This is a genomic window from Nonomuraea muscovyensis, from assembly GCF_014207745.1.
Taxonomy (GTDB): Bacteria; Actinomycetota; Actinomycetes; order Streptosporangiales; family Streptosporangiaceae; genus Nonomuraea; species Nonomuraea muscovyensis.
In genome coordinates this window covers 1,596,117-1,619,142 of sequence record NZ_JACHJB010000002.1, presented here as the reverse complement: position 1 = coordinate 1,619,142, position 23,026 = coordinate 1,596,117, and the positions used below count along the sequence as shown (strand labels likewise).

Annotated in this window: 22 protein-coding genes; 12 read left to right on the top strand and 10 right to left on the bottom strand. The window is 72.9% G+C overall.

Annotation, left to right across the window (positions count from 1 at the left end):
- Positions 1–42 precede the first annotated feature (42 nt).
- From FHU36_RS24235 to FHU36_RS24220, 4 genes are all read left to right on the top strand, one after another.
- Positions 43–1,641 (top strand): ABC-F family ATP-binding cassette domain-containing protein, encoded by a 1,599-nt coding sequence (locus tag FHU36_RS24235; RefSeq protein WP_185086181.1) that lies wholly within the window; start codon positions 43–45, stop codon positions 1,639–1,641.
- A gap of 113 nt (positions 1,642–1,754) precedes the next feature.
- Positions 1,755–1,970, top strand: coding sequence for a helix-turn-helix domain-containing protein (locus tag FHU36_RS24230; protein WP_020547488.1), 216 nt, complete (start codon positions 1,755–1,757; stop codon positions 1,968–1,970).
- 120 nt (positions 1,971–2,090) lie between these two features.
- On the top strand, positions 2,091–2,924 hold the full coding sequence (locus FHU36_RS24225; RefSeq protein WP_185086180.1) for an enoyl-CoA hydratase/isomerase family protein: 834 nt from the start codon (positions 2,091–2,093) through the stop codon (positions 2,922–2,924).
- 110 nt (positions 2,925–3,034) lie between these two features.
- Entirely contained in the window at positions 3,035–4,921 is a 1,887-nt protein-coding gene (locus FHU36_RS24220) for an ABC transporter ATP-binding protein (protein ID WP_185086179.1), read from the top strand.
- Here FHU36_RS24220 and FHU36_RS24215 read toward each other — a convergent pair.
- On the bottom strand, positions 4,893–5,810 hold the full coding sequence (locus tag FHU36_RS24215; protein WP_185086178.1) for a sulfotransferase family protein: 918 nt from the start codon (positions 5,808–5,810) through the stop codon (positions 4,893–4,895). The genes FHU36_RS24220 and FHU36_RS24215 overlap by 29 nt on opposite strands.
- Positions 5,811–5,864: 54 nt before the next feature.
- Here FHU36_RS24215 and FHU36_RS24210 point away from each other — a divergent pair, with 54 nt between their 5' ends.
- Both FHU36_RS24210 and FHU36_RS24205 read left to right on the top strand, forming a co-directional pair.
- On the top strand, positions 5,865–6,761 hold the full coding sequence (locus tag FHU36_RS24210) for a S66 peptidase family protein (RefSeq protein WP_185086177.1): 897 nt from the start codon (positions 5,865–5,867) through the stop codon (positions 6,759–6,761).
- Between the two features lie 41 nt (positions 6,762–6,802).
- The gene (locus FHU36_RS24205; protein ID WP_185086176.1) at positions 6,803–7,759 is read left to right on the top strand and encodes a hypothetical protein; all 957 of its coding nucleotides are present in this window, start codon (positions 6,803–6,805) and stop codon (positions 7,757–7,759) included.
- A 54-nt stretch (positions 7,760–7,813) separates the two neighbouring features.
- Here FHU36_RS24205 and FHU36_RS24200 read toward each other — a convergent pair whose 3' ends face one another.
- Together FHU36_RS24200 and yczE are read right to left on the bottom strand one after the other, a co-directional pair.
- On the bottom strand, positions 7,814–9,610 hold the full coding sequence (locus tag FHU36_RS24200; RefSeq protein ID WP_185086175.1) for a glycoside hydrolase family 15 protein: 1,797 nt from the start codon (positions 9,608–9,610) through the stop codon (positions 7,814–7,816).
- Between the two features lie 9 nt (positions 9,611–9,619).
- A complete protein-coding gene (yczE, locus tag FHU36_RS24195) occupies positions 9,620–10,258 on the bottom strand; it encodes a membrane protein YczE (RefSeq protein ID WP_185086174.1) in 639 nt (212 codons plus the stop codon).
- 63 nt (positions 10,259–10,321) lie between these two features.
- On the opposite strand from yczE, the gene yczR reads away from it, so the two are divergent.
- The gene (gene yczR, locus FHU36_RS24190) at positions 10,322–11,752 is read left to right on the top strand and encodes a MocR-like transcription factor YczR (protein WP_185086173.1); all 1,431 of its coding nucleotides are present in this window, start codon (positions 10,322–10,324) and stop codon (positions 11,750–11,752) included.
- A gap of 10 nt (positions 11,753–11,762) precedes the next feature.
- On the opposite strand, the gene FHU36_RS24185 is transcribed toward yczR, so the two are convergent.
- Together FHU36_RS24185 and FHU36_RS24180 are read right to left on the bottom strand one after the other, a co-directional pair.
- The gene (locus tag FHU36_RS24185) at positions 11,763–12,377 is read right to left on the bottom strand and encodes a trimeric intracellular cation channel family protein (protein ID WP_312891782.1); all 615 of its coding nucleotides are present in this window, start codon (positions 12,375–12,377) and stop codon (positions 11,763–11,765) included.
- Positions 12,370–12,546 carry a hypothetical protein gene (locus FHU36_RS24180; protein ID WP_185087769.1) on the bottom strand — a complete coding sequence of 59 codons (177 nt, stop codon included), beginning with the start codon at positions 12,544–12,546 and terminating at the stop codon, positions 12,370–12,372. The genes FHU36_RS24185 and FHU36_RS24180 overlap by 8 nt, the downstream gene beginning before the upstream one ends.
- 147 nt (positions 12,547–12,693) lie before the next feature.
- On the opposite strand from FHU36_RS24180, the gene FHU36_RS24175 reads away from it, so the two are divergent.
- The 4 genes from FHU36_RS24175 (at position 12,694) to FHU36_RS24160 (ending at position 17,484) form a co-directional block, all read left to right on the top strand.
- Entirely contained in the window at positions 12,694–14,526 is a 1,833-nt protein-coding gene (locus FHU36_RS24175) for an AMP-dependent synthetase/ligase (RefSeq protein WP_185086171.1), read from the top strand.
- Between the two features lie 75 nt (positions 14,527–14,601).
- Positions 14,602–15,975: a hypothetical protein gene (locus FHU36_RS24170; protein WP_185086170.1), complete on the top strand. Its 1,374-nt coding sequence runs from the start codon at positions 14,602–14,604 to the stop codon at positions 15,973–15,975.
- 136 nt (positions 15,976–16,111) lie between these two features.
- A complete protein-coding gene (locus FHU36_RS24165; protein WP_185086169.1) occupies positions 16,112–16,591 on the top strand; it encodes a hypothetical protein in 480 nt (159 codons plus the stop codon).
- A gap of 239 nt (positions 16,592–16,830) precedes the next feature.
- Complete coding sequence (locus FHU36_RS24160; protein ID WP_185086168.1) at positions 16,831–17,484, top strand: class I SAM-dependent methyltransferase; 654 nt, start codon at positions 16,831–16,833, stop codon at positions 17,482–17,484.
- 21 nt (positions 17,485–17,505) lie between these two features.
- On the opposite strand, the gene FHU36_RS24155 is transcribed toward FHU36_RS24160, so the two are convergent.
- The 3 genes from FHU36_RS24155 to FHU36_RS24145 all read right to left on the bottom strand — a co-directional run bounded on the left by FHU36_RS24155 (position 17,506) and on the right by FHU36_RS24145 (position 20,122).
- Complete coding sequence (locus tag FHU36_RS24155) at positions 17,506–18,816, bottom strand: ArsB/NhaD family transporter (RefSeq protein WP_376774152.1); 1,311 nt, start codon at positions 18,814–18,816, stop codon at positions 17,506–17,508.
- A gap of 66 nt (positions 18,817–18,882) precedes the next feature.
- Positions 18,883–19,419, bottom strand: a complete 537-nt coding sequence (locus FHU36_RS24150) for an NUDIX hydrolase family protein (RefSeq protein ID WP_185086167.1) — start codon at positions 19,417–19,419, stop codon at positions 18,883–18,885.
- Between the two features lie 94 nt (positions 19,420–19,513).
- Complete coding sequence (locus FHU36_RS24145) at positions 19,514–20,122, bottom strand: AAA family ATPase (protein WP_312891781.1); 609 nt, start codon at positions 20,120–20,122, stop codon at positions 19,514–19,516.
- 135 nt (positions 20,123–20,257) lie between these two features.
- Between FHU36_RS24145 and FHU36_RS24140 the strand changes: the two genes are divergently transcribed.
- Entirely contained in the window at positions 20,258–21,298 is a 1,041-nt protein-coding gene (locus tag FHU36_RS24140) for a LacI family DNA-binding transcriptional regulator (RefSeq protein ID WP_185086165.1), read from the top strand.
- A 73-nt stretch (positions 21,299–21,371) separates the two neighbouring features.
- Here FHU36_RS24140 and FHU36_RS24135 read toward each other — a convergent pair whose 3' ends face one another.
- Together FHU36_RS24135 and FHU36_RS24130 are read right to left on the bottom strand one after the other, a co-directional pair.
- Positions 21,372–22,400: a glycerophosphodiester phosphodiesterase gene (locus FHU36_RS24135; RefSeq protein WP_312891780.1), complete on the bottom strand. Its 1,029-nt coding sequence runs from the start codon at positions 22,398–22,400 to the stop codon at positions 21,372–21,374.
- A 28-nt stretch (positions 22,401–22,428) separates the two neighbouring features.
- Positions 22,429–22,983, bottom strand: a complete 555-nt coding sequence (locus tag FHU36_RS24130) for a copper chaperone PCu(A)C (RefSeq protein ID WP_185086164.1) — start codon at positions 22,981–22,983, stop codon at positions 22,429–22,431.
- Positions 22,984–23,026 lie beyond the last annotated feature (43 nt).

The window sequence follows — 23,026 nt, the reverse complement described above, 5'->3', positions numbered from 1 at the left end:
GCCGAATCCCTCGTTTCCTAGCACGGGAGTGCCACGTCTACCATGATCATCGCCAGTGACATCGAGCTGCGCGCCGGCGCGCGCCTGCTCATCGAAAGCGCCTCCTTCCGGGTCAACCCCGGCGACAAGGTCGGCCTCGTCGGCCGCAACGGGGCGGGCAAGACCACGCTGACCAAGGTGCTGGCCGGCGAGGCCCTGCCCGCCACCGGGTCGGTCACCACGGCCGGCAGCGTCGGCTACCTGCCGCAGGACCCCCGCACCGGTGACCTCGAGGTGCTCGCCCGCGACCGCATCCTGTCGGCGCGCGGCCTCGACGAGGTGCTGCGCCAGTTGCGCGAGGCCGAGCTCGGCATGTCCTCGGCCGACGAGCGCACCCGCGAGAAGGCGGTGCGCCGCTACGGCCGGTTGGAGGACCAGATGCACGTCCTCGGCGGCTATGCGGCCGAGTCGGAGGCGGCCTCCATCGCCTCCAGTCTCGGTTTGCCTGACAGGGTGCTCGCCCAACCGCTGAAAACGCTTTCTGGCGGTCAGCGCAGGCGCGTCGAATTGGCGCGCATTCTTTTCAGCGGAGCGGAAACTCTCCTTCTCGACGAGCCGACAAACCACCTAGATGCGGACTCAATCGGGTGGCTTCGCGATTTTTTGCGATCCCATCAGGGCGGCTTGGTGATCATCAGCCATGACGTGGACCTTCTTGAAGCGACGGTCAACAAGGTCCTGCACCTCGACGCCAACCGCTGCGTGATCGACCACTACAACGTGGGGTGGAAAGCCTACCTTGCGCAACGGGAGACCGACGAGAAGCGCCGCAAGCGCGAGCGGGCCAACGCCGAGAAGCAGGCGGGCGCGCTGCTCGCCCAGGCCGACAAGATGCGCGCCAAGGCCACCAAGGCCAAGGCGGCCCAGGACATGATGCGCCGCGCCCACCGGCTGCTCGCCTCGACCGAGGAGGAGCGCCAGAGCGACAAGGTGGCCAGGCTGCGCTTCCCCGAGCCCCAGCCGTGCGGCCGCACCCCGCTGATGGCCGAGGGGCTGTCCAAGTCCTACGGCTCGCTGGAGGTCTTCACCGACGTCGACGTGGCCATCGACCGGGGCCACCGGGTCGTCATCCTCGGTCTCAACGGCGCCGGCAAGACCACGCTGCTGCGCCTGCTCGGCGGCGTCGAGCAGCCCGACTCCGGCGCCGTCAAGCCCGGCCACGGCCTCAAGGTCGGCTACTACGCCCAGGAGCACGAGACCCTCGACCCCGGCCGGACGCTGCTGGAGAACATGCGCTCGGCCGGCGGCGAGTTCACCGACACCGAACTTCGCAAGGTGCTCGGATCCTTCCTGTTCACCGGTGACGACGTCGACAAGCCGGCCGGGGTGCTCTCCGGCGGCGAGAAGACCCGTCTGGCCCTGGCCATCCTGGTGCTGTCCAGCGCCAACGTCCTCCTTCTCGACGAGCCCACGAACAACCTCGACCCGGTCAGCCGCGAGCAGGTTCTGCAGGCTCTGAGGTCCTATTCAGGAGCCATCGTGCTCGTCACCCATGACGAGGGTGCCGTTGACGCCCTGTCACCGGATAGGGTGATCTTGCTACCGGACGGAACTGAAGACGCGTGGAGCGACGAATTTTCCGATCTTGTGGCACTTGCCTGATCTTAATTTGGGTGGGTACGGATCTTTTCCCGTGGAGTAGGTAGCCGATCCCGCTGAAATGACTGATCATGGCGGAGTAACGCTGCGGAAGTCCGGCACTACAGGAGGTACTCGTGGCCGAGACACTGAAGAAGGGCACCCGGGTGACCGGGGCCGACCGGGAGAAACTGGCCGGCGATCTCAAGAAGCGCTATGCCGCGGGTGAGAGCATCCGCGCCCTGGCCGCTTCCACCGGTCGGTCCTACGGGTTCATCCACCGCATCCTGAGCGAGTCCGGCGTGACTCTGCGCGGGCGCGGAGGGGCTACCCGAGGCAAGTCCAAGCGCTGACGGCCGCCTCGGAACGTGCGACCGCAGCCGCTCGTCCCTAGTCAGCCAGCCGTCGCGCCCGAGCCCAGAATGAAGTTCTGTAAGCTCGGGCGCGACGGTTCAGTGATGAAGGAGCGGGCGATGGCGGAAGCAAAGGCGCCGCGAGAGCGCGGGGGGTACACGGAGGACGTCTCTGCCGAGACATTGGCGGAGATCGGCCTGCGCTACGAGGTGGACGGTGAGATCGCGACGATCACGCTGGACCGGCCGGACAAGCGGAACGCACAGACGTTCGCCACCTGGTCGGGGCTGGCCCGCATCGGCGACAACCTGCCGGAGCAGGTGCGCGTCGTCGTCGTGAGAGGTGAGGGACCGTCCTTCTCGGCAGGGATCGACCTGCGCATGTTCACACCGGAGGGAGTGCCCGGACAGGGCTCGTTCGGCTCGGCCGCCCGGCTCGACGGCGCGTCGTTCGAGCAGACAGTGCGGCAGGCCCAGCAGGGTTTCCTGTGGCTGCGCCGCCCCGAGATCGTTTCCATCGCGGCCGTGCAGGGTCACGCCGTCGGCGCGGGGTTCCAGCTCGCGCTCGCCTGTGACCTGCGCATCGTGGCCGACGATGTCAAGTTCTGCATGAAGGAGCCCGCACTGGGGCTGGTGCCCGATCTGACCGGCACCAAGCCGCTCGTGGAGCTCGTGGGCCTGGCCAAGGCGATCGACATCTGCCTGACCGCCAGGACCGTGGAGGCCGGCGAGGCCCTGCGCATCGGCCTCGCCGAGCGTGTCGTCACCCGCGACGAGCTGGCGGGTGCCGTCCGGGACAAGACCGCCGAGCTGCTGTCCACCAACCGGGACGCGGCGGCGGCGACCAAGCGACTCCTCCAGGGCGCGGCGGGGCGCACCCTGGAGGAGCAGTGCGCGGCCGAGCGGGCCGAGCAGGCGCTGCGCCTCAAGGCGCTGTTCGGCGGCGCCTCCTGAGCCGGGCGGCGACCCCGTGACGGCGGGCGGGACGCGCACGGTTTCGCGCTGAGCTGACGGGGGAACACGGCGATGACCCCGAGCGCTCACACCGGGGAGGAGGACCCCGGATGGCGATGATGGGATCGGGCTTCGGCCCGCAGGTGATGGCCTCGTTGCGGCGCGACGACTCCGTCACCAAGCAACGGCTGCGGCCCGGCACGGTCCGGCGCATCGCCCGCTACGCCCGGCCCCACGGGCGGCAGATCACGGCGTTCCTGCTGCTGGTCATGGCCGGGGCGGTCATCGTCGTGGCCAACCCGCTGCTGATGAAGGCCATCATCGACGACGGCATCCTGCCCAAGCGGCCGGGGGTCGTCGTCGGCCTGGCCGTCGCCATCGCGGTGCTGGCGCTGGTCGACGCCGGTCTCACGCTCGTGCAGCGGTGGTTCTCCGCCCGGGTCGGCGAGGGTCTCATCTACGACCTGCGCACCGAGGTGTTCGACCACGTCCAGCGCATGCCGGTGGCGTTCTTCACGCGGACGCAGACCGGGGCGCTCGTCTCGCGGCTCAACACCGACGTCATCGGCGCCCAGCGTGCCCTGACCAGCACCCTGTCGGCGGTCGTGTCCAACGTCATCAGCCTGGTCATCGTGCTCGGCGCCATGCTCGTGCTGTCGTGGCAGGTGACCCTGGTCGCACTCGTGCTGCTGCCGATCTTCGTCGTTCCCGCCAAGTGGGTGGGCCGCCGCATGTCCGCGCTCACGCGCGAGCAGATGAGGCTCGACGCCGAGATGAGCTCCCTCACCACCGAACGGTTCAACGTGGCCGGTGCGATGCTCGCCAAGCTCTACGGCCGGCCCGAGGACGACGCCGCGCTGTTCGGCGCGCGGGCCGCCCGGGTGCGCGACGTCGGCGTCACCGTCGGCATGTACGGCACCTTCTTCCGCGTCGCGCTGGGCCTGGTCGCCGCGCTCGCCACGGCGCTCGTCTACGGCATCGGCGGCGTGCTGGCCGTCGGCGACGTGTTCGAGCTGGGCACGCTCGTCGCCCTGGCGGCGCTGCTGATGCGCCTGTACGGCCCCCTGACGTCGCTGTCCAACGTGCAGGTGGACGTCATGACGGCGCTGGTCAGCTTCGACCGCGTCTTCGAGGTGCTCGACCTGAAGCCGATGGTGGCCGAGCGGCCCGACGCGGTGCCGGTGCCCGCCGGGCCGGTGACGATCGAGTTCGACGACGTCCGCTTCCGCTACCCGGCGGCCGAGGAGGTGTCGCTCGCCTCGCTGGAGTCGGTGGCCAAGCAGGACACGGGCCCCTCCCACCCGGTGCTGGAAGGGGTGTCCTTCACCGCGGCCCCCGGTCGGCTCGTCGCGCTCGTCGGCCCGTCCGGCGCGGGCAAGACCACGATCACCTCGCTGGTGTCGCGGCTGTACGACGCCACCGAGGGCGCCGTCCGCCTCAACGGGCTCGACGTGCGCGAGGCCACGCTCGCCTCGCTGCGCGACACCGTCGGCGTGGTCACCCAGGACGCCCACCTGTTCCACGACACGATCGAGGCCAACCTGCGCTACGCCCGGCCCGAGGCCGGCGACGAGGAACTGTGGGAGGCGCTGCGGGCCGCGCAGATCGCCGACCTGGTCGAGAGCCTGCCCGACGGCCTCGACACCGTCGTGGGCGACCGCGGCCACCGCCTGTCGGGCGGCGAGAAGCAGCGTCTCGCGCTGGCCAGACTGCTGCTGAAGGCGCCGCGCGTGGTCGTGCTCGACGAGGCCACCGCCCACCTCGACTCGGAGTCGGAGGCGGCCGTGCAGCGAGCGCTCAAGACCGCCCTGGCCGGGCGCACCTCACTGGTCATCGCCCACCGGCTGGCCACGATCCGCGAGGCCGACGAGATCCTCGTCGTCCAGGACGGCCACGTCGCCGAGCGGGGCGGCCACGAGGAGCTGCTGGCCCGCGGCGGACTCTACGCCGAGCTGCACCGCACCCAGTTCAGCTCGGGAGGTAGCCCAGCCTCGTGAGCTCCTGCCTGGCGACCTTCTCCACCAGCGTCAGGTCGGCGGGCCGCAGCCGCGCCCGCCACGAGCCGGGCTCGCCGCCCCGGCCGTCCAGGGCAGGGTCGTCTCCGAGGTCGCCCCTGCCGTACAGGGCGACCTTGGACACGCGGCTGCCGAGGAAGCCGGCGAGGGTCTCCACCGCCCGCGCCGGCCTGAGCACGAGGTCCTCGTAGCGCACGGTGAGGAGCTGGTCCTCCGGCAGGTCGCGGCGGAGCGTGGCGCTGAGCCGCACCGCGCTGCGCCAGCGCAGCGCGCACTTGCCCGCCACCGGCATGCCCTTCCACTTCTCGACGTGCTCGTCGCGGTTGACGCCGAGGAAGGCGTTGGGGAACTCGGTGTGCTCGCTCAGCATCGCCGGCTTGAACCACGCCAGGCACGCCGGGTCGCCCAGCATGTCGGCCACCACGTCGCGGCCGTCGCGGATGAGCTGCACGAACCGCGCGTCGGGGAAGGCCCGCAGCAGCACCGGGGCGGAGTAGAGCAGGTCGGGGCTCGCGTCGCCGAACCTCGTCACCGAGCCGGGCGCCACGCACGGGCCGCCGGCCGTCACGCCGCCCGCCTCCCGGCACGGCTCGGCGCACTGCCCGCAGGAGCCGCGCAGCACCTGCCACGACTCGGCCAGGGCGTCGCGCAGCACCCGGACCGCTCCCGAGCCCTCGCCGATCGACGGCTTGCGCGCGAAGGCGTACACGACGTGGGCGACGCACGGGCGGCCCATCGTCAGATGGAAGCCGGGGGAGCGTTTGAGGGCGCGGCCGAGCAGGTCCGCGCCGGAATGCGGGGCTCCCAGCAGGAAGACCGGCCTGCGGACCTTGATGCCGTTGACCACGAGGATGTGGGGCGGAAGTCGCATACGACATGCAAGTGTGACACCGTTTGGCGGGTGGCCGAGCCAAGGAGTCGATCTATGCAGCCTGGTGACACCGTCGCCGTCGTCTCGCCGTCGGGCCCCCCGGACGCCGCCCTGCTCAGCAGGGGTGTGGAGCGCCTGGAGCAGGGGCTGGGGCTCAAGGTCGTCGTCGGAGGGCGGGTGCTCGACCGGCAGGAGCTGCCCTACCTGGCCGGCTCCGACGCCGACCGCGCCGCCGACCTGCAGGCCGCCTGGTGCGATCCGGCGGTGTCCGCGGTGTTCTGCTCCAGGGGCGGCTATGGCGCGGCGCGGCTGCTCGGCCTGCTCGACTGGGACGCCATGCGGGCGGCCGGCCCGAAGGTCCTCCTCGGCTCCAGCGACATCACGGCGCTGCACCACGCCTTCGCCGCCGAGCTGGGCGTGCCCACCCTGCACGGGCCGATGCCCGCCTGCGTGACGATCGCCGACGAGCGCGAGCCGGAGCCGCGGTCGTTCGAGCACCTGCGGGAGGCGCTGTTCGGCGCGCCGCCACCGGTGACCGGCGACCGGGTGCTCGTGCCGGGCCGGGCCGAAGGACTACTGGCGGGCGGCAATTTGTCGCTGCTAGCCTCGATGTGCGGCACCCGCTACCAGCCGTCGTTCGCCGGGCGCATCGTGTTGCTGGAGGACATCGGCGAGGAGCCCTACCGGATCGACCGGATGCTCACCCAGCTCCTGCAGGCCGGCTCCTTCGACGGTGTGCGGGGCGTCGCGCTCGGCTCGTGGGTGGACTGCGGCGATCCCTACCCGGTGCTGCGCGACCGGCTGGCCCCGCTGGGAGTGCCGATCCTGGCCGGCCTGCCCGTTGGGCACGGATCACCCCAGCTGAGTGTGTGGCTTGGGACGCTTGGGGTTATCGATACCGAATCGTGCTCGCTGGCTGGTCTGTTCCGCGACGGCGACCAGGCAAGGTAGAGAGACATACCGGGACGAAACGGACATGGGGAGGCGTGCGCGTGGCCTGGCTCAGACGCGATCGGAAGCCCTCGCACAGGGCGGCCGAGGACATCGACCTCGACTCACTGCTCGCGCTCGTCGCCGAATCCCGGGGCTACAACTGCGCCTTCGCCGTCGACGGCCACTCCCTGACCCTCGCCCCCGCGCCCGACCCGGGCCCCGACGTCCCTGACCCCGACGGTCTCGGCCCGGGCCCCGGCGCGCTGGACGCCGTGCGGCGCGACGGGGAGCGCGGCCGGGAGATCGTCGTACGGCTGACCGGGCTGCGGCGCGTCGCCGGGCGGCGGACCAGGGAGGACTGGCCCATGTTGGTCTCCGAGCACCTCACCCACGCCGTCGCCGTCGCCGGCGACCCGCTCGACGTGTGCGACCTCGCCCAGGCGGGGCCGTCGCTGCGCACCCGGGTCGAGGCCGTCGACGAGGTGCCCGACCTGACCCGGGTGGTGGGCCGCCACCTCAACGCCGACCTGGTGGAGCTGCTGACCGTGGGCTCCCGCCTGGTGCGCCCGGAGGAGGCGGGCTGCTGGCCCGTGGCGCCGGGCCGGGCGCTGGAGATGGCCGCCTCGAACGTCCGGCGCGAGCGGCTGTCGGTGGAGGACATCCACCTCTCGGGCACCCCGGTCTCGCGCCTGACCGGCGAGGGCCCGTCCACGGCCACACACCTGCGCTGGCTCGCCGACTACCTGCCGGTGCCCGCCGACGGCGTGCTCGCCGTGCTGCCCGACCCGTACACGCTGCTCGTCTACCCCGTGACCGGGATCGGCGCGGTGCGCGCCATCGAGCGGCTGCGCGTGCACGCCGCGCGCACCGGCGGGCTCAGCGCGCAGGTCTACTGGTGGCACGAGGGGCGCCTGCGGCTCATCAAGGCCGACATCGTGCTGCACGGCGGGCAGACGCGGCTGGTCGTGGCGCCGCCGCCGGAGTTCGCGCGCGTGCTCGCCCGCCTCGCCGCCTGACCCGCGCGCGTGCCCGCGCCGCGCTACGGCGCATCCTCCGTGGCGGGACCGGCCCTACGGCGTGCCGCCGGACAGCGTGCCCTCCGGGCGCGCGTCGTCGGACAGGGCCCGTGCCGCGTGGATGAGGGGCACGTGGCTGAACGCCTGGGGGAAGTTGCCCACGAGCCGGTCATAGCGGGGGTCGTACTCCTCGGCCAGCAGCCCCACATCGTTGCGCAGCGACAGCAGCCGCTCGAACAACTCCCGTGCCTCCTCCTTGCGCCCCTGCATGGCCATCACCTCCACCAGCCAGAAGCTGCACGCCAGGAACGCCCCCTCGCCGCCCGGCAGCCCGTCGACGTCGTTGTCGGCGGCCACCGGGTAGCGCAGCACGAAACCGTCGGCCATCAGCTCCTTCTCGACGGCCGCCACCGTGCCGACCACGCGCGGGTCGTCGGGCGGCAGGAAGCCGACGATCGGCATCAGCAGCAGCGCCGCGTCCAGCTCGAAGGAGCCGTAGGACTGGGTGAAGGTGTTGCGGCGGGCGTCGTAGCCCTTGGCGCAGATCTCGGCGTGGATGGCGTCGCGGGTGGCCCGCCACCGGTCCACGGGCCCCGTCGCGCCGAAACGCTCGACGTTGCGGACCGCCCGGTCGAGGGCGACCCAGCACATCATCTTGGAGTGGGTGAAGTGGCGGCGCGGGCCGCGTACCTCCCACAGGCCCTCGTCGGGCTCGTCCCAGTGCTCCTCGACGTAGGTGACCAGCTCGCGCTGGATGGACCAGGCGCGGTGGTCGACCGGCAGGCCGGAGTCGCGGGCCAGGAGCAGGCAGCTCATCACCTCGCCGTAGACGTCGAGCTGGAGCTGGTTGACCGCGTCGTTGCCGATCCGGACCGGCCGTGAACGCGCGTAGCCGTCGAGCCAGTCGAGCTGCATCTCGGGCAGCCGGCGCTCGCCCGCCACGCCGTACATGATCTGCAGGTCCTGCGGGCGGCCGGCGATGGCGCGCAGCAGCCAGCCGCGCCAGGCGGCGGCCTCGTCGAGGTAGCCGTTGCCGATCAGCGCGTCGATCGTCATCGTGGCGTCGCGCAGCCAGCAGAAGCGGTAGTCCCAGTTGCGCACCCCGCCGAGATCCTCCGGCAGGGAGGTGGTGGGGGCGGCCACGATGCCGCCGGTGGGGGCGTAGGTGAGCGCCTTGAGCGTGATGAGCGAGCGCACCACGGCGTCGCGCCAGGGGCCCTGGTGGCTGCAGCGGCGCACCCATTCGGTCCACATGGCCTCGGTCTCGGCGAGCTGCGTCTCACAGTGGATCTGCGGCGGCATCGGCTCGTGGGAGGGATGCCAGGTGAACACGAACGGCAGGCGCTGGCCCGCCTCGACGCGGAACGTGGCGCGGTGCGCGTAGTCGCCGCCCTTGAGGGGGACGGGGGAGTGCAGCCACACCGAGTCGGGTCCGCCGACCGCCTGCAGGTGGCCGTCGGTCCGGCGCACCCACGGCACGATCCTGCCGTAGTCGAAGCGCACCCGGAGCTGCGTGGACATCTCGACGGTGCCCGACACGCCCTCGACGATGCGCACCACGTCGGGGTTGACGTCGCGCGGTGGCATGAAGTCGATCACGCGGACCGTGCCGGTGGGGGTGTCCCACTCGCTCTCCAGGATGAGCGTGTCGGGGCGGTAGCGGCGCCGGTCGGCGGGCCGGCGGCCGGTGGGGCCGAGCCACCAGTGACCGTTGCGCTCGCCGCCGAGCAGGGCCGCGAAGCACGCGGGGGAGTCGAACCTCGGCAGGCAGAGCCAGTCGATCGAGCCGTCCCTGGCGACCAGGGCGGCCGACTGCATGTCCCCGATGAGCGCGTAGTCCTCGATCCGCATGCCTTGACGCTACTCGGCGGGGCGGTCCCTGCCGACCCGTGGCGCCGCCTCCATCGGGAACCAGCGGCCGAACGCCTGCGTCAGCGGGCCGATGGCCACGGCGAACACGACGGTGCCCACGCCGACCGTGCCGCCCAGCAGCCAGCCCACGGCCAGGACCGTGACCTCGATGAGGAAGCGGCCGAGCCGGACCGACAGGCCGAGGCGCACCAGCCCCGTCATCAGGCCGTCGCGGGGTCCCGGCCCCATGCCCGCGCCGATGTACAGGACCGTCGCCAGCGCGATCGACACGATGGCCAGCAGGAGGAAGAGCCAGCTCAGCGTCCAGTGGGAAGGCGTGGGCAGCAGCAGGATCGCGGCGTCGGCGAACAATCCGACGAAGACCACGTTGCTGATCGTGCCGACGCCGGGGCGCTGCCGCAGCGGGATCCACACCAGCATCACCAGAGCGCCGACCACGATGATGACGGCGCCGATCGACAGTCCGGCCCGCCCGGCGAGGCCCTGGTGGAAGGCGTCCCAGGGGTTGTTGCCGAGCCCGGACTCCACCTGCAGGCCGATGCCCGCGCCGTACAGGGCCAGGCCGCCGTACAGGCGCAGCAGGCGGGCGGGCAGGGATTCGGCGTACGGAAGTGTGGCTTCGCTCATAGTGGACCCACAGTGGCAGGCCACTGGCTTGCGAAAACAGGTCCAATCCTGAAAAGTGGCCTCATGAGGCATGTGGGGGCGGCGCAGATGGCCCGGCTCGTGGACGTGCCGCCGCAGGCGCGGCCGTACTACCGGGCGCTGGCCGACGCCGTACGGGCACTCATCATGGACGGGCGCATCCCCGTCCGGATGCGCCTGCCCGCCGAGCGGCACCTGGCGCAGACCCTCGGCGTCAGCCGCACCACCGTCACCGCCGCCTACGACCTGCTGCGCGAGCGCGGCTACCTGGAGAGCCGGCAGGGCTCGGGCAGCTGGACCGCGCTGCCCGACCCCGCCTCCACCGTGGACAACCCGTGGCTGTCCACCGGCGCCGACGGCCTGATCCAGCTGCACGCCGCCGCCCCGCCCGCCCCGTCCGCGCTGCGCGAGGCGATGGCCGAGGCGGTCGAGGACCTCCCCAGGTACGCCATGGGCAACGGCTACTACCCGATGGGCCTGCCCGTGCTGCGCGAGCGGATCGCCGCCCGCTACACCGCCCGCGGCGTGGCCACCAGGCCCGAGCAGATCCTCGTCACCACCGGCTCCCAGCACGCCATCCAGATCGTCACCGGCCTGCTGCTCGGCGCCGGCGACCCCGTGCTCGTCGAGTCGCCCACCTACCCGCACGCCATCGACGCGGCCCGCCTGCGCGGCGCCCGGCTGGTGCCCGTCGGCATCTCGCACGAGGGCTGGCAGCTCGACCTGCTCACCTGTGCCATGCGCCAGTCGGCCGCCCGGGTGGCCTACCTCATGCCCGACTTCCACAACCCCACGGGCGCGCTCATGGACGACGCCACCCGCGCCGCCGTCGCCGGGGCGGCCCGGCGGCACGACACCACCCTGGTGATCGACGAGACGTGGTCGGAGCTGGCGTTGGACGAGGTGCCGCGCACGGCGCCGATGGCGGCGTTCGACACCGACAGCCGGATCGTCAGCATCGGCTCGGCCTCCAAGCTGTGGTGGGGCGGGCTGCGCATCGGCTGGGTACGCACCACCGCCGCGCTGGCCCGCCGGCTGGCCCTGCACCGGGCGTCCGTCGACATCGCCAGCCCCGTCCTGGAGCAGCTCGTGGTGACCCGGCTGTTCGACCGGATCGAGGAGACCCGGGCCGAGCGCCGGCGCACCCTGCGCGCCTCCCGCGAGGCGCTCGTGGCCGCGCTGCGCGAGCACCTGCCCGGCTGGGACTTCACCGTGCCGGGCGGCGGCGGCACCCTGTGGGTGCGGCTGGACGAGGGCTCGGCCGTCTCCCTCGCCGAGGCCGCCGCCGGGCACGGCGTCCGGCTGGCGCCGGGGCCGTGGTTCGGCGTCGAGGGCACGCTGGAGGGCTACCTGCGCCTGCCGTACACGCTGGCGCCGCCGGTGCTGCGGGAGGCCGTGGCCCGCATCGCCACGGCCCGCGAACGGGGACCCTCCGGGGCGGCCCGCCCGCCCGACTCCCTCGCCGCGATGGTGTGAGGCGGCCCGGTCACTCCGGCGGGGCGACCCCCCTCGCCAGCGGGGCGCGCCACCTGAACCGCATCGCCGCGATGCGCAGCCCGAAGGCCAGCACGGCGGAGGCCAGCGTCACCGGCCAGCCGTGCAGGCCCATCGCGGACAGCCCGGCCATCATCGCCGAGCCGACCAGCGCCGGCACCGCGTAGAGCTGCCGGTCGTACAGCAGCGTCGGGATCTCTCCGGCCAGCACGTCGCGCAGCATGCCGCCGCCCACCCCGGTGGCGACGCCGAGCAGCGTCGCGTGCAGCGGGCTCAACCCGTACTCCAGAGCCTTGAGCGTGCCGACGGAGCAGAAGAGCCCCAGGCCCGCCGCGTCCAGCACGAGGATCGCCGGCATCACCCGGGCCACGTGCGGATGCCAGAAGAAGACGATCGCCGTGGCCACCAGCGGCACCAGCACGTAGCCGACGCTCTGGAAGGCGGCCGGCCGGACGTTCAGCACCAGGTCGCGCACCACGCCACCGCCCAGCGCGGTCATCTCGGCGAGCACGGCCATGCCGACCACGTCGAGCCGCTTGCGTACGCCCATGAGCGCGCCCGACAGCGCGAAGACGAAGATCCCGATGAGGTCGAGAAGCTCAGGCACGTTCGTCATTACTACCGGATGGCCCGCCGCCCGGTTCAGGCAGGGCCGGCACGTGGTGCTCGGCCATCATCTCGCGCAGCCCGTACCAGCTGAAGCGCTCCCACATCTCGGTGCCGAACAGCGTCGCCAGGCCCCACGGGTGCCCGAAGAAGGTCCGTTCGTTCGTCATGGCGCACCCCCGGCGTCACGCTTCGCCCCCGAGTCCTCACTTTACGTGCTCGTCGCGCCGGTTTGCCGCCAGGGTCTTGCCGCTATCCCGGTCGTGTGGTGCGATGCATGCCCCTGGCGCAAGTGAATACTGACAGGAGGCGGTGGCATGGCCGATGTCCTCGAGGTCCGGGCCGAGATCGAGAGCCTGATCGCGGGCCGTACCGTGTGCGAGCAGCTCCGGCAGGTCGCCGAGCGGCACCCCGGCGCACCCGCCTACTCCGACCCGGTGGAGGGCGGCTGGGCGACGCTCGGCTACGCCGAGGCGCGGCAGCGGGTCCTGGAGATCGCCGCCGCCTTCGCCGCGCTCGGGCTGCGGCCCGGCGAGGCGGTGGCGCTGATGATGGTCAACCGCAGCGAGCACGTCCTCGCCGACCTCGGCGCGGTGCACGCGGGCGGCGTCGGCTGCACGGTCTACTCGACGTTCGCGCCGGAGCAGATCGCGTTCGTGGCCGACGACGTGGGCGCCCGGTACGCGGTCCTCGGCGGGCCCGCCGACCTGGCTCGCTGGGAGCCGGTGCTGGACCGGCTGCCCGGCCTGCGCCGCGTCATCATGCTGGAGGGCGCCCCCGGCGACGAGCGGTTCCTGGCGTGGGACGACTTCCTCGCCCTCGGCCGGTCCGCGCTTGCCACCGACCCCGGCGCCGTCGAGGCGCGCTGGCGCGCGGTCACGCCCGAGGACGTGGTCACCGTCCTCTACACCTCCGGCACCACCGGCATGCCGAAGGGCGTGCCGCTCACCCACCACAACGTGCTCTACGAGGTCGAGGCGACCAACCGGATGACCTCGCTGCCCGAGCTGGGCACGCAGATCTCCTACCTCACCTACGCGCACATCGCCGAGCGGGTGCTGAGCCTCTACCTGCCGCTGGCCAAGGCGTCGCACGTGCACTTCTGCACCGACCTGGCCAACCTGGGTGCCACGCTGGGCCAGGTCAGGCCGATGCTGTTCTTCGGCGTGCCGCGCGTGTGGGAGAAGATGATGGCCCGCCTGCTCGCCGTCCTCGCCACCCAGCCGCAGGAGCAGCAGGAGGCCGTCCGCCGGGCCATGGCGGCGGGACTCGCCCACGTCGAGGCCGGCCAGCACGGCAACACCGTCACCCCGGAGATCCAGGCCGCGTTCGAGCAGGCCGACCAGTCGCTGCTGTCGATCATCCGCGGCATGATCGGCTTCGACCGCGCCCGGTGGACCGCGACCGGCGCCGCGCCGCTGCCCGGCGAGGTGCAGCGCTTCTTCGCCGGCCTCGGGCTGAAGGTCATCGACGTGTACGGCATGACGGAGACGACCGGGGCGTTCACCGCCAACAGCCCCGACTGCTACCGGCTGGGCAGCGTCGGCCGGGCCGAGCCCGGCGCCGAGGTGCGCATCGCCGAGGACGGCGAGATCCTCACCCGCAGCCCGCTCAACACGCGCGGCTACCTCAACCGGCCCGACGGCACCGCCGAGCTGATCGACGCCGACGGCTGGCTGCACACCGGCGACATCGGCACCGTCGACGACGACGGCTTCTACCGCGTCGTCGACCGCAAGAAGGAGCTGATCATCACCTCGGGCGGCGAGAACATCTCCCCGGCCGGCATCGAGAACCACCTCAAGGAGCACCCCCTCATCGGGCAGGCCCTCGCCTACGGCGACAACCGGCCCTTCCCCGTCGCCGTGCTCACCCTCGACGCCGAGGTGGCGCCCGGCTGGGCGGCGGCGCGCGGCATCGAAGGCTCGCTCGCCGAGCTGGCCGAGCACCCGGAGGTGCTCAAGGAGGTCGAGGCGGCCATCGCGGCGGCCAACGCCAAGCTCGCCCGGGTCCAGCAGATCAAGAGGTGGGCCCTGCTCGGCACCGAGTGGACGGCCGAGACCGAGGAGCTCACCCCGAGCCTGAAGCTGAAGCGGCGGGTCATCCACGCCAAGTACGCCGACGTCATCGAGGGCCTCTACGCCGGCTGACCGCGCGCCGTTTTGCCAACCGGGGCGTGTGTCCTGGACCTCGTCATGACCGGGCGGTTCCTAGCGTCGAGTGTCATGACCAGAAGACTCGTACTCGTCTCGCTCGCGGCGGGGGCGCTCACGGTGCCCGCGCCGGCTTCCTCCGCCGCGACCGGGCACACCCTCACGTCCTCCGCTCCCTCGGGGCTCGCCTCCGCGACCACCACCATGACCACCGCGACCACCGCGACGACCACCGCCACGACCACCGTGGTCCGGTCGGGCGGGACGGCCCCGGCCCCCACGGAACTGGCGATCCGCGAGATCCTCGTCCGGCCGGCCGACCCCGTGGTGGGGCCGGGGAACTCGATCCGCCTGGTGATCGACGTGATCGCCAAGGGGGCCCAGGGCAAGGAGGGGGTGACCGTCCAGGTCGAGCCCGGCGAGCCGCCGCAGCTCGCCGACGACTCGGGGGCGGCTCCTCCGGACACCGCCCAGCCCCGTCCGCCGGCCGTCCCCGCCCCGGGGCCGTCCACGCTTCCCGCGCAGGTCGAGCCCGGCGACCCGGCGCTCGTACGGCCCGCGCCCGCCACGTCGATCCCCGTCCAGCACGTGCCCTCCCGGCCCCGGGCCACCACCCTGCCCGCCATCGGTCCGGCCCCGTTCCCGCACGGCTCGGGCCCCATGGTCAAGGCCGTCACCGGCAGGCCGGGCAAGGCAGTCGGGGCCGTGGGCAAGGCTCCTGGAGGCCCTCTCGGCGGGCGGCCCTCCGGGCGGCGGCCGAGCACGGAGTGGCCGCTGTCGCGCTGGCCGGTGCGCCCCGGTCGCGCGCATGTCCCCGCGCATGTCCCCGGGGGGCGAAGTGACCGGCAGGGCGAGATGGGACCGGCCGCCTGGCCCAACCACGCGACCCGCCTCGCCACTCCCACCGGGCCGGCGACCAGTGCCGCGACCCGTGCCGTGACCGGTGGCGCGACCGGTGGCGCGGCCCTGAGCCGGGGCCGTGCCGAGGGATGGGAGACCTGGCGCTTCCTGCCGGACAAGGGCCTCAACCGCTTCTACCCGGCCGGCACGTGGACGATCACCGCCACCGCGCGCAACGCGGCCGGCGCGAGCGACACGAAGACCACCACGTTCCAGCTGCGCCGCGAGACCAGGTTGGCGTCCGTGCGCTTCGGCGAGTCGCAGGGCTCCTCCCACGTGCGGCTGAGCGGGGTGCTGACCCGGGTGGGGCCGCGCGGCCACGCCGACTACGCGCCGTACGCCGAGCAGCCGGTCGAGATCCTCTGGCGCGCCGACTCCTCGGGCGCGTGGGAGAAGGTGGCCGCCACCGAGACGGGGGAGGCGGGCGCCTTCACCAGGACGGTCAGGGGCCACGCGGGCGGCCAGTGGCGTGTCCGCTTCGCCGGCACCGAGGACTACGCCCCGGCGCTGTCCCGCGTCTACGACATGGGCGGCCACCGGGGCTGAGCCCGGCCGGACAGCCGCCGCAGCTGATGTGGCCGAATCGTGATCTTTTTTACTGCAACTTTTCTTCCCTTTTACACATCTTTGGTGTTGACGAGCTCCGCCCGGAGCGCGTCCACACGGGGAAGGAACTTCGATCATGATGCGACGACTCGCCACCGGCCTGGCGGCGGCCGCCCTCGGCGTCACCGTGGTGGGAGCCGCCGCCGCTCCGGCGCTGGCCGATCCCGGTTACGACGGCGGCTACACCCGGCTCCAGTTCGACGCGAACCCGGAGCCGGTCTGGCGCGGCAAGACGCTCACCCTCGAGGGCAAGCTGTCGGTGCAGTGCGACGAGGACTACATCAGCGGCTTCGTCTCCGTCCACCACGCCGACGACTGCTCGGACTCCGAATCGTGGCACCGGCTCGGCCACAAGCGGATCACCATCCTCTTCAAGCCGAGCCACAGCGGCCGGTGGCACTACGTGGACACCGTCCGGACCAGCGGCGACGGCTACTTCCACACCACCGCCCGCGCGTACACCTCCGGCACGTGGCGGGCCGTCTTCGACGGCTCCCACGGGCTGGAGCCGGCCGAGAGCACCGACTGGGTCAAGGTCGTCGGCCGCCACCACTGATCCGGCGATCGCAGGCCGCACGCCCGGCTCCCGCCACGGGAGCCGGGCGTTCCGCGTTCCGGCGCCCCTCACCGAGCCCCTCCTCACCGCCGAGCCATCACCGCCGCCCGCTCGGGGCGGCGTGCGGCCTCTCCTCCTCCAGTGCCATATCGTCCGTGGGTCCGGGGAACGATGACGGACGGAGGGTGGGCGGCTTAGGTTCGAGGGGAGATGTACCTCGGCCGGAGGGTGGAACCGTCGTGGCACAGCTTCCCGAGATCATGCACCGGGCCTTCTTCAGGACGGTCTCCCTGCTGTCCCCGCGCGGGCAGGGGGAGGTGCTGCGGCGCTACTTCGACTGGTGGCACCGCAGCCCCGACCCGTGGCGGCTGGGCACCGACGGCTACGAGCGGCACAAGTACGAGGCCACCCTCGGCCAGGTGCCGGCCAGGGCGTACCGGCGGATCCTGGAGGTGGGCTGCAGCGAGGGCGTCTTCACCGGGCTGCTGGCCTCGGCGCACCCCCAGGCCGACATCATGGCGATCGACATCTCCCACCGGGCGCTGCTGCGGGCCCGCGACCGGACCAGGGGGGCGGCGGCCCGGACTGCGCTCGTCCAGGCCGACCTCGTCACCCTCGCCACGGGCCGCGACTTCGACCTGGTCTTCTGCGCGGAGACCCTCTACTACGTAGGCCGGCCAGACCGGCTGCGGCGCGCGTCGGAGCGGCTCACCGGCGTGCTGGCCCCCGGCGGGGTCCTCGTCATGGTGCACCCGTGGCCGGAGGCCGAGCGGCTGCACCGGTTCGTGGAGGATGACGGGGCGATGTCGCGGATCGCCCACCACGTGCACGACACCTCGCCCCGCCCGTTCTCCGTGGCGGTCTACCAGCACCACCCCGGCGCCGCCGCCTGACCCGCGACGCCGGCCGGAGTCTCACAGGTAGCGCAGCCACAGGTAGGGCGCCACCAGCGTGACCGTCACGACCGTGACGATCAGGCCGTACTTGGTGAACTGCCAGAAGCTGATCGGCGTCCCGTTGCGCGCCGCCATCCCGAGGACCACCACGTTGGCCGCCGCCCCGACGGCGGTCGCGTTGCCCCCGAGGTCGGCGCCGAACGCCAGCGACCACCACAGCACCTGAGCCTGCTCACCGCCGCTCGCCTCCACCAGCTCCGCCACGATCGGGCTCATGGTCGCGACGTACGGGATGTTGTCCACGACGGCCGAGATCACGGCCGAACCGCCGAGCAGGCCCATCGTGGTGAGAGCGAGCCGCCCCCCGGTGGCCTCGACGGCGGCCCGGGAGATCTGCTCGATGACGCCGGTCTCCACCAGAGCGCCGACCATGACGAACAGCCCGGCGAAGAACACCAGCGTGGGCCACTCCACCTCGGCGATGGCGTCCTCGGTCGTCACCTTGGTGGCCGCCACCAGCATGCCCGCCCCGAGCAACGCCACCACGGACGGCTCGTAGTGCAGCACCGGGTGCAACACGAACGCGACCATCACCAGGCCCAGCACGGCCAGCGACTGCCACAGCAGCCGCCGGTCGGAGATGGCCTCCTTCTCGTCCAACGCCATCACGGCCGCCGCCCGCTCGTGGTCGTGGTGGAAACCCCGCCCGAACATCAGCCAGCACAGCCCGACGAACACCACCATGAGCACGATCACCATCGGCGCCATGTGCACGAGGAAGTCGTTGAACGTCAGACCGCCCCGGCTGGCGATGATGATGTTCGGCGGGTCACCCACCAGCGTGGCGGCACCACCGATGTTCGATGCCATCGCCTCGGCGATGAGGAACGGCACCGGCGAGACCGCCAGCCGCTCGCACACCAGGAACGTCACCGGCGCGATCAGCAGCACCGTGGTGACGTTGTCGAGCAGCGCGGAGGCGACCGCCGTGATGACCACCAGCAGCACCATGAGCCGGAACGGCCGCCCCCGCGCCCGCTTGGCCGCCCAGATCGCGAGGTACTCGAAAACGCCGGTCTGCTTGAGCACCCCCACGATGATCATCATGCCGAGCAGCAGGAAGATGACGTTCCAGTCGATCCCGGAGTGCTCGGAGAAGAACGCCGCACCGGCGTCGGTGGCGTGGATCGCCAGCATGAGCCCGGCGCCGCCGAGCGCGGCCGCGACCCGATGCACCCTCTCGGAAGCGATCAGCGCGTACGCGCCCAGGAACACCGCCACGCTCACCCAGGCCAGCGTGTCCAAGAAGCCCTCCGCCCGTCTGTACACGGAAACGACGAAAACGCGCCGACGAGACTCGCCGGCTCACCTGACCGCACCCTGTCGAGCGCCGCGTTACGGCAGGCGACCCACGTGCGCGAGCGCCTGCTTGAGCAGCACCCCGTGCCCGCCGGTCATCTCCTGCTGCACCATCGGCGAGGCCGCCTCCTCCGGCGTGAACCACACCAGGTCCAGCGCGTCCTGCCGGGGCCGGCAGTCGCCCCGCACCGGCACGATGAACGCCAGCGACACGGCGTGCTGGCGCGGATCGTGGTACGGCGTGACGCCCGGCGTCGGGAAGTACTCCGCCACGGTGAACGGCGCCGGCGACGGCGGCAGGTTGGGCAGCGCCACGGGGCCGAGGTCCTTCTCCAGGTGGCGCAGCAGCGCGTCGCGTACCCGCTCGTGGTAGAGCACCCGGCCCGAGACCAGGGCCCGGCTCACGGTTCCGTCCGGGGCGATGCGCAGCAGCAGGCCGACGTGGGTGACGGTGCCCGTGTCGTCGACCCGCACCGGCACGGCGTCCACGTACAGGATCGGCATGCGGCCCCGCAGCGACTCCAGCTCCTCGGGAGAGAGCCAACCGGACGCTGTTTCGGTCATTTCGGTCATTCGCTGATCGTACTTGCCCCCGGCCGCCCCACGCGGGACCACCTCGCCCGCCCCGGTCCCCGCGCTGCCCCGCCTGGTCGTGCCGTGCTCCCGGCTACGGCGCCGCGCCGTCGAAGTCGATGCTCACGAGGAGATCCGCCGCCGCGCGGTCCAGCACGTGCGCGCCCGCCGCCGGGGCGTGCAGCCCCGACCGCGCCCGCGTCACCAGCGCCGCCCAGCGCCGCCGGTGTGCCGCGAACGTCCGCGCCGGCACCACGCGACCCCTGGCCCGCTGCCCGGCGAGCGCCGCCTCCGCGGTGGCGTCCAGCAACAGCAGGTGGAAGGCCGCACCCGAACGGCCGGCCAGCCAGGCGAAGGCGCGCAGCACGACCGGACCGCAGCCCCGGTTGTGCGCGACCACCGCCTGCCCCGCCCGCAGCGCCCGCCGGATCCGCCATACGTGGGTGGCGAACACCAGGGCCGTGCGCACCGGCTTGGGCGCCCAGGCGGGCCTGCCGCCCCACCACGCGCGCGACTGGGCCGAGTCGATCACCGTCACCCCGCCGACCGCCACGGGCACGTCCTCGGTGCCGTCCAAGCCGTACAGGCGGCGCAGCAGGGTGGACTTGCCGGCGCCGGGCAGCCCCGTGAGGATCACCAGCGCACCCGCCGGGTAGCGGAGCGTTCCGGCCGTCGGCGGGACTGCCGGTACCGAGACAACCACGATCGCGACCTCCCGCCGCCTGGGCGACGCAGTATAGGTCAGATCGGGCATCCCGCACCAAGCGGGCGCACCCGAGGGTGACGCGAAGAGGCGGCGTGCCTGTTAGCGTTATCGCCACGAAGTGGGGGTGAACGCATGGCAGCCGGTCCCGGCGATCCCAAACCGCGGTCCAGGCCCGCGGTGCTCGGCGACGTCGCCGCACTGGCCGGGGTGTCGGCGATGACCGTCTCGCGGGTGCTCAACGCGCCCGACCGGGTGCGCGCCGAGACCAGGGCCCGCGTGCTCGCGGCGGTCCGCGAGCTCGACTACTGGCCCAACACGGCGGCCCGGCAGCTCGTGACCGGCCGGTCCGGCGTGCTCGGCGTGGTCAGCATCGACACCACCCTGTACGGCCCCGCCTCCACCCTCTACTGCATCGAGCAGACGGCCCGGCTCAGCGGCTACACCGTCAGCATCGCCAGCCTCAGCGCGCTCAGCCGCAGGTCGATCGAGGAGGCCGTGCACCGGTTGCGCTCGCAGTCGGTCGACGGCGTCATCATCGTCGCCCCCCACGAGTCGGCGAGCGACGGCCTGCGCCACCTGCCGCCCGACCTGCCCGTGGTCGCCGTCGACGCCGGCGAGGGCATCCCGGTGCCCGTCGCGACGGTCGACCAGCGCGCCGGGGCCGCCCGCGCCACCCGGCACCTGCTCAGCCTCGGCCACGAGACCGTCTGGCATCTCGGCGGCCCGGTCGACTGGATCGACGCCAGCGACCGCATCGAGGGCTGGCGCGGCGTGCTGGAGACCGAGGGCCGGCCGGTGCCGGAGCCGCTGCGCGGCGACTGGAGCCCGCGCGCCGGCTACCAGCTCGGCAGACGGCTCGCCGAGGACCCGTCGGTCACGGCCGTCTTCGTGGCCAACGACCAGATGGCGCTGGGCGTGCTGCGGGCGCTGCGCGAGGCCGGCCGGCGCGTGCCCGAGGACGTGAGCGTCGTCGGGTTCGACGACATCCCGGAGGCGGCCTACTACTGGCCGCCGCTGACCACCGTCCGCCAGGACTTCCGCGAGGTCGGCCGGCTCGCCTTCCACCTGCTGCTCGACCGCATGGCGGGGGAGGAGCGCGAGCCGCGGCGCATGGTGGAGCCCGACCTCGTCGTACGCGAGAGCACCGGCGCCCCCGGCGGCACCCCCCGCTGACCCGGCCCCGGGCGGGCGGATGGGCGGGCGGGGCAGGGGTCGGGCCAGGCAGGCGCGGGTGATGGCCGGCCGCCTACCGGCGGCGGTGCCGGGCGACGACGGCCGCTCCCATCGCCGGGTCGTCGCAGAACACGCCGTCGACGCCAAGGTCGAGGAGCCGGGCGAGCCAGCCCGCCACGTCGCCCGTCGCCCGCGCGAACTCCGGGCCGGCCGGGTCGCCCAGGCGGTGGTCGAGGGGGAGCTGGGAGTTCTCGTTGCGGATCGTCCACACGTGCACCTGGAGTCCCGCGCGGTGCGCGTCGCCGACGAGCGTCGTCGGCTCCAGCAGCCGCCCGTCCGGATCGGCGGGGACGACGCGCCGCGTGTCGACGCCGATCCCGTCGGCGTACGCGGCCACCTCGCGCAGCCCCTGCGGGGTCACCATGTCGTCGTAGGTGCGCGGGTCGCCGGCCGCCACCCGGTCGTAGGGGGCGCCCGCGACGGGGACGAGCTGGATCAGCGGCAGCCGTGTCCGGGTGCGCAGCGCCTTGAGGTTCGCCGTCTCGAACGACTGGATGAACACCTCGCGCATCTCGTAGGCCTCCAGGACCGCCAGCAGCGGCTCCTCCAGCGGCAGCCCGAGTGCGGCGAAGTGGCTCGGGTGCTTGGTCTCCGGGTAGACGCCCACGCCGTGGCGCCGCGCGAGCCGGACGACCTCCTCGAACGTCGGCACCTGTGCCAGCCCGTCGAAGGCGGTGTTGCCCGGCCGCAGCTCGGGGACGCGCTCGCGGGCCCGCAGCGTCTTCAGCTCGGCGAGGGTGAAGTCCTCGGTGAACCAGCCGGTGACCCGCCGGCCGTCGATGGTCCTCGTCGTGCGCCGGCCGGCGAACTCCGGGCGGCCGGCCACGTCGGTGGTGCCGGAGATCTCGTTCTCGTGCCGGGCCACCAGCACGTGGTCCTTCGTCGCGACGAGGTCGGGTTCGAGATAGTCGGCGCCCATCGCGATGGCGGCCTCGTACGACAGGAGCGTGTGTTCGGGGCGGTGGGCGCTGGCGCCGCGGTGCGCGATCACCAGGGGAGCCCGGCCGCGCCCCTCGGCGGCGGAAGCGGAAGCGGACGGCACAAGGGCGACCGTACCGTCCGCGACGCGATCACGGCGAGCCGGTGAGCGAGGGGCTCGGGGTGGCCGTGGCCGGCGGCGGCGAGCCCGTGGGAGCCTCCTGTGGCGCCGGGCTGTAGGTGGCGTACATGCCGGCCCTGGCCAGCACCGGCACCGTGAGCCGCAGCTCGGGCCCGGCCGCGAAGATGAACGTCATCGGCACCCACGCGCGCGTGGACAGCCCGCTGACCGTGCCGATCGGCCGGTCGGCCCCCGCGACGCCGCCGGCCGGCACCTCGACCGTGCCCGCGAGCCGTACCGTCCCGCCGCCCTCGACGGTCACCCGTTCCAGGCGGATCGGCTGGGGCCGGTCGTTGACGAGCACGGCGTACAGCGGCGCCTGCCCGGCCCCCTGCCCCGCCGCGGGCCGCCCCTGCTGCTCGGCCCCCGGCGGACCGAGGAGGAACGCGTTGCGCACGTGCACGTCGCCCACGCTGCCGTTCGCTCCGTCGTTCTGCGGCCGGTGCAGTTGCGTCGGATCGTTGTAGTCGCCGGACAGGTTGGCGCAGCCCGCGGCGGCAAGGGCGAGCGCGGCGGCGGATGTCACGAGGCGAAGCATGACCGGGCCCCTCTCGACGTTCACGGAACGA

Excerpts from the sequence above, each read along its gene's own strand:
- yczE (WP_185086174.1), bottom strand. The coding sequence starts at position 10,258 with ATGAGCGAAGCCACACTTCCGTACGCCGAATCCCTGCCCGCCCGCCTG.
- yczR (WP_185086173.1), top strand. The coding sequence starts at position 10,322 with ATGAGGCATGTGGGGGCGGCGCAGATGGCCCGGCTCGTGGACGTGCCG.
- FHU36_RS24200 (WP_185086175.1), bottom strand. The coding sequence starts at position 9,610 with ATGCGGATCGAGGACTACGCGCTCATCGGGGACATGCAGTCGGCCGCC.
- FHU36_RS24235 (WP_185086181.1), top strand. The coding sequence starts at position 43 with ATGATCATCGCCAGTGACATCGAGCTGCGCGCCGGCGCGCGCCTGCTC.
- FHU36_RS24175 (WP_185086171.1), top strand. The coding sequence starts at position 12,694 with ATGGCCGATGTCCTCGAGGTCCGGGCCGAGATCGAGAGCCTGATCGCG.
- FHU36_RS24220 (WP_185086179.1), top strand. The coding sequence starts at position 3,035 with ATGGCGATGATGGGATCGGGCTTCGGCCCGCAGGTGATGGCCTCGTTG.
- FHU36_RS24165 (WP_185086169.1), top strand. The coding sequence starts at position 16,112 with ATGATGCGACGACTCGCCACCGGCCTGGCGGCGGCCGCCCTCGGCGTC.
- FHU36_RS24170 (WP_185086170.1), top strand. The coding sequence starts at position 14,602 with ATGACCAGAAGACTCGTACTCGTCTCGCTCGCGGCGGGGGCGCTCACG.
- FHU36_RS24225 (WP_185086180.1), top strand. The coding sequence starts at position 2,091 with ATGGCGGAAGCAAAGGCGCCGCGAGAGCGCGGGGGGTACACGGAGGAC.
- FHU36_RS24180 (WP_185087769.1), bottom strand. The coding sequence starts at position 12,546 with ATGACGAACGAACGGACCTTCTTCGGGCACCCGTGGGGCCTGGCGACG.
- FHU36_RS24150 (WP_185086167.1), bottom strand. The coding sequence starts at position 19,419 with ATGACCGAAATGACCGAAACAGCGTCCGGTTGGCTCTCTCCCGAGGAG.
- FHU36_RS24215 (WP_185086178.1), bottom strand. The coding sequence starts at position 5,810 with ATGCGACTTCCGCCCCACATCCTCGTGGTCAACGGCATCAAGGTCCGC.
- FHU36_RS24210 (WP_185086177.1), top strand. The coding sequence starts at position 5,865 with ATGCAGCCTGGTGACACCGTCGCCGTCGTCTCGCCGTCGGGCCCCCCG.
- FHU36_RS24140 (WP_185086165.1), top strand. The coding sequence starts at position 20,258 with ATGGCAGCCGGTCCCGGCGATCCCAAACCGCGGTCCAGGCCCGCGGTG.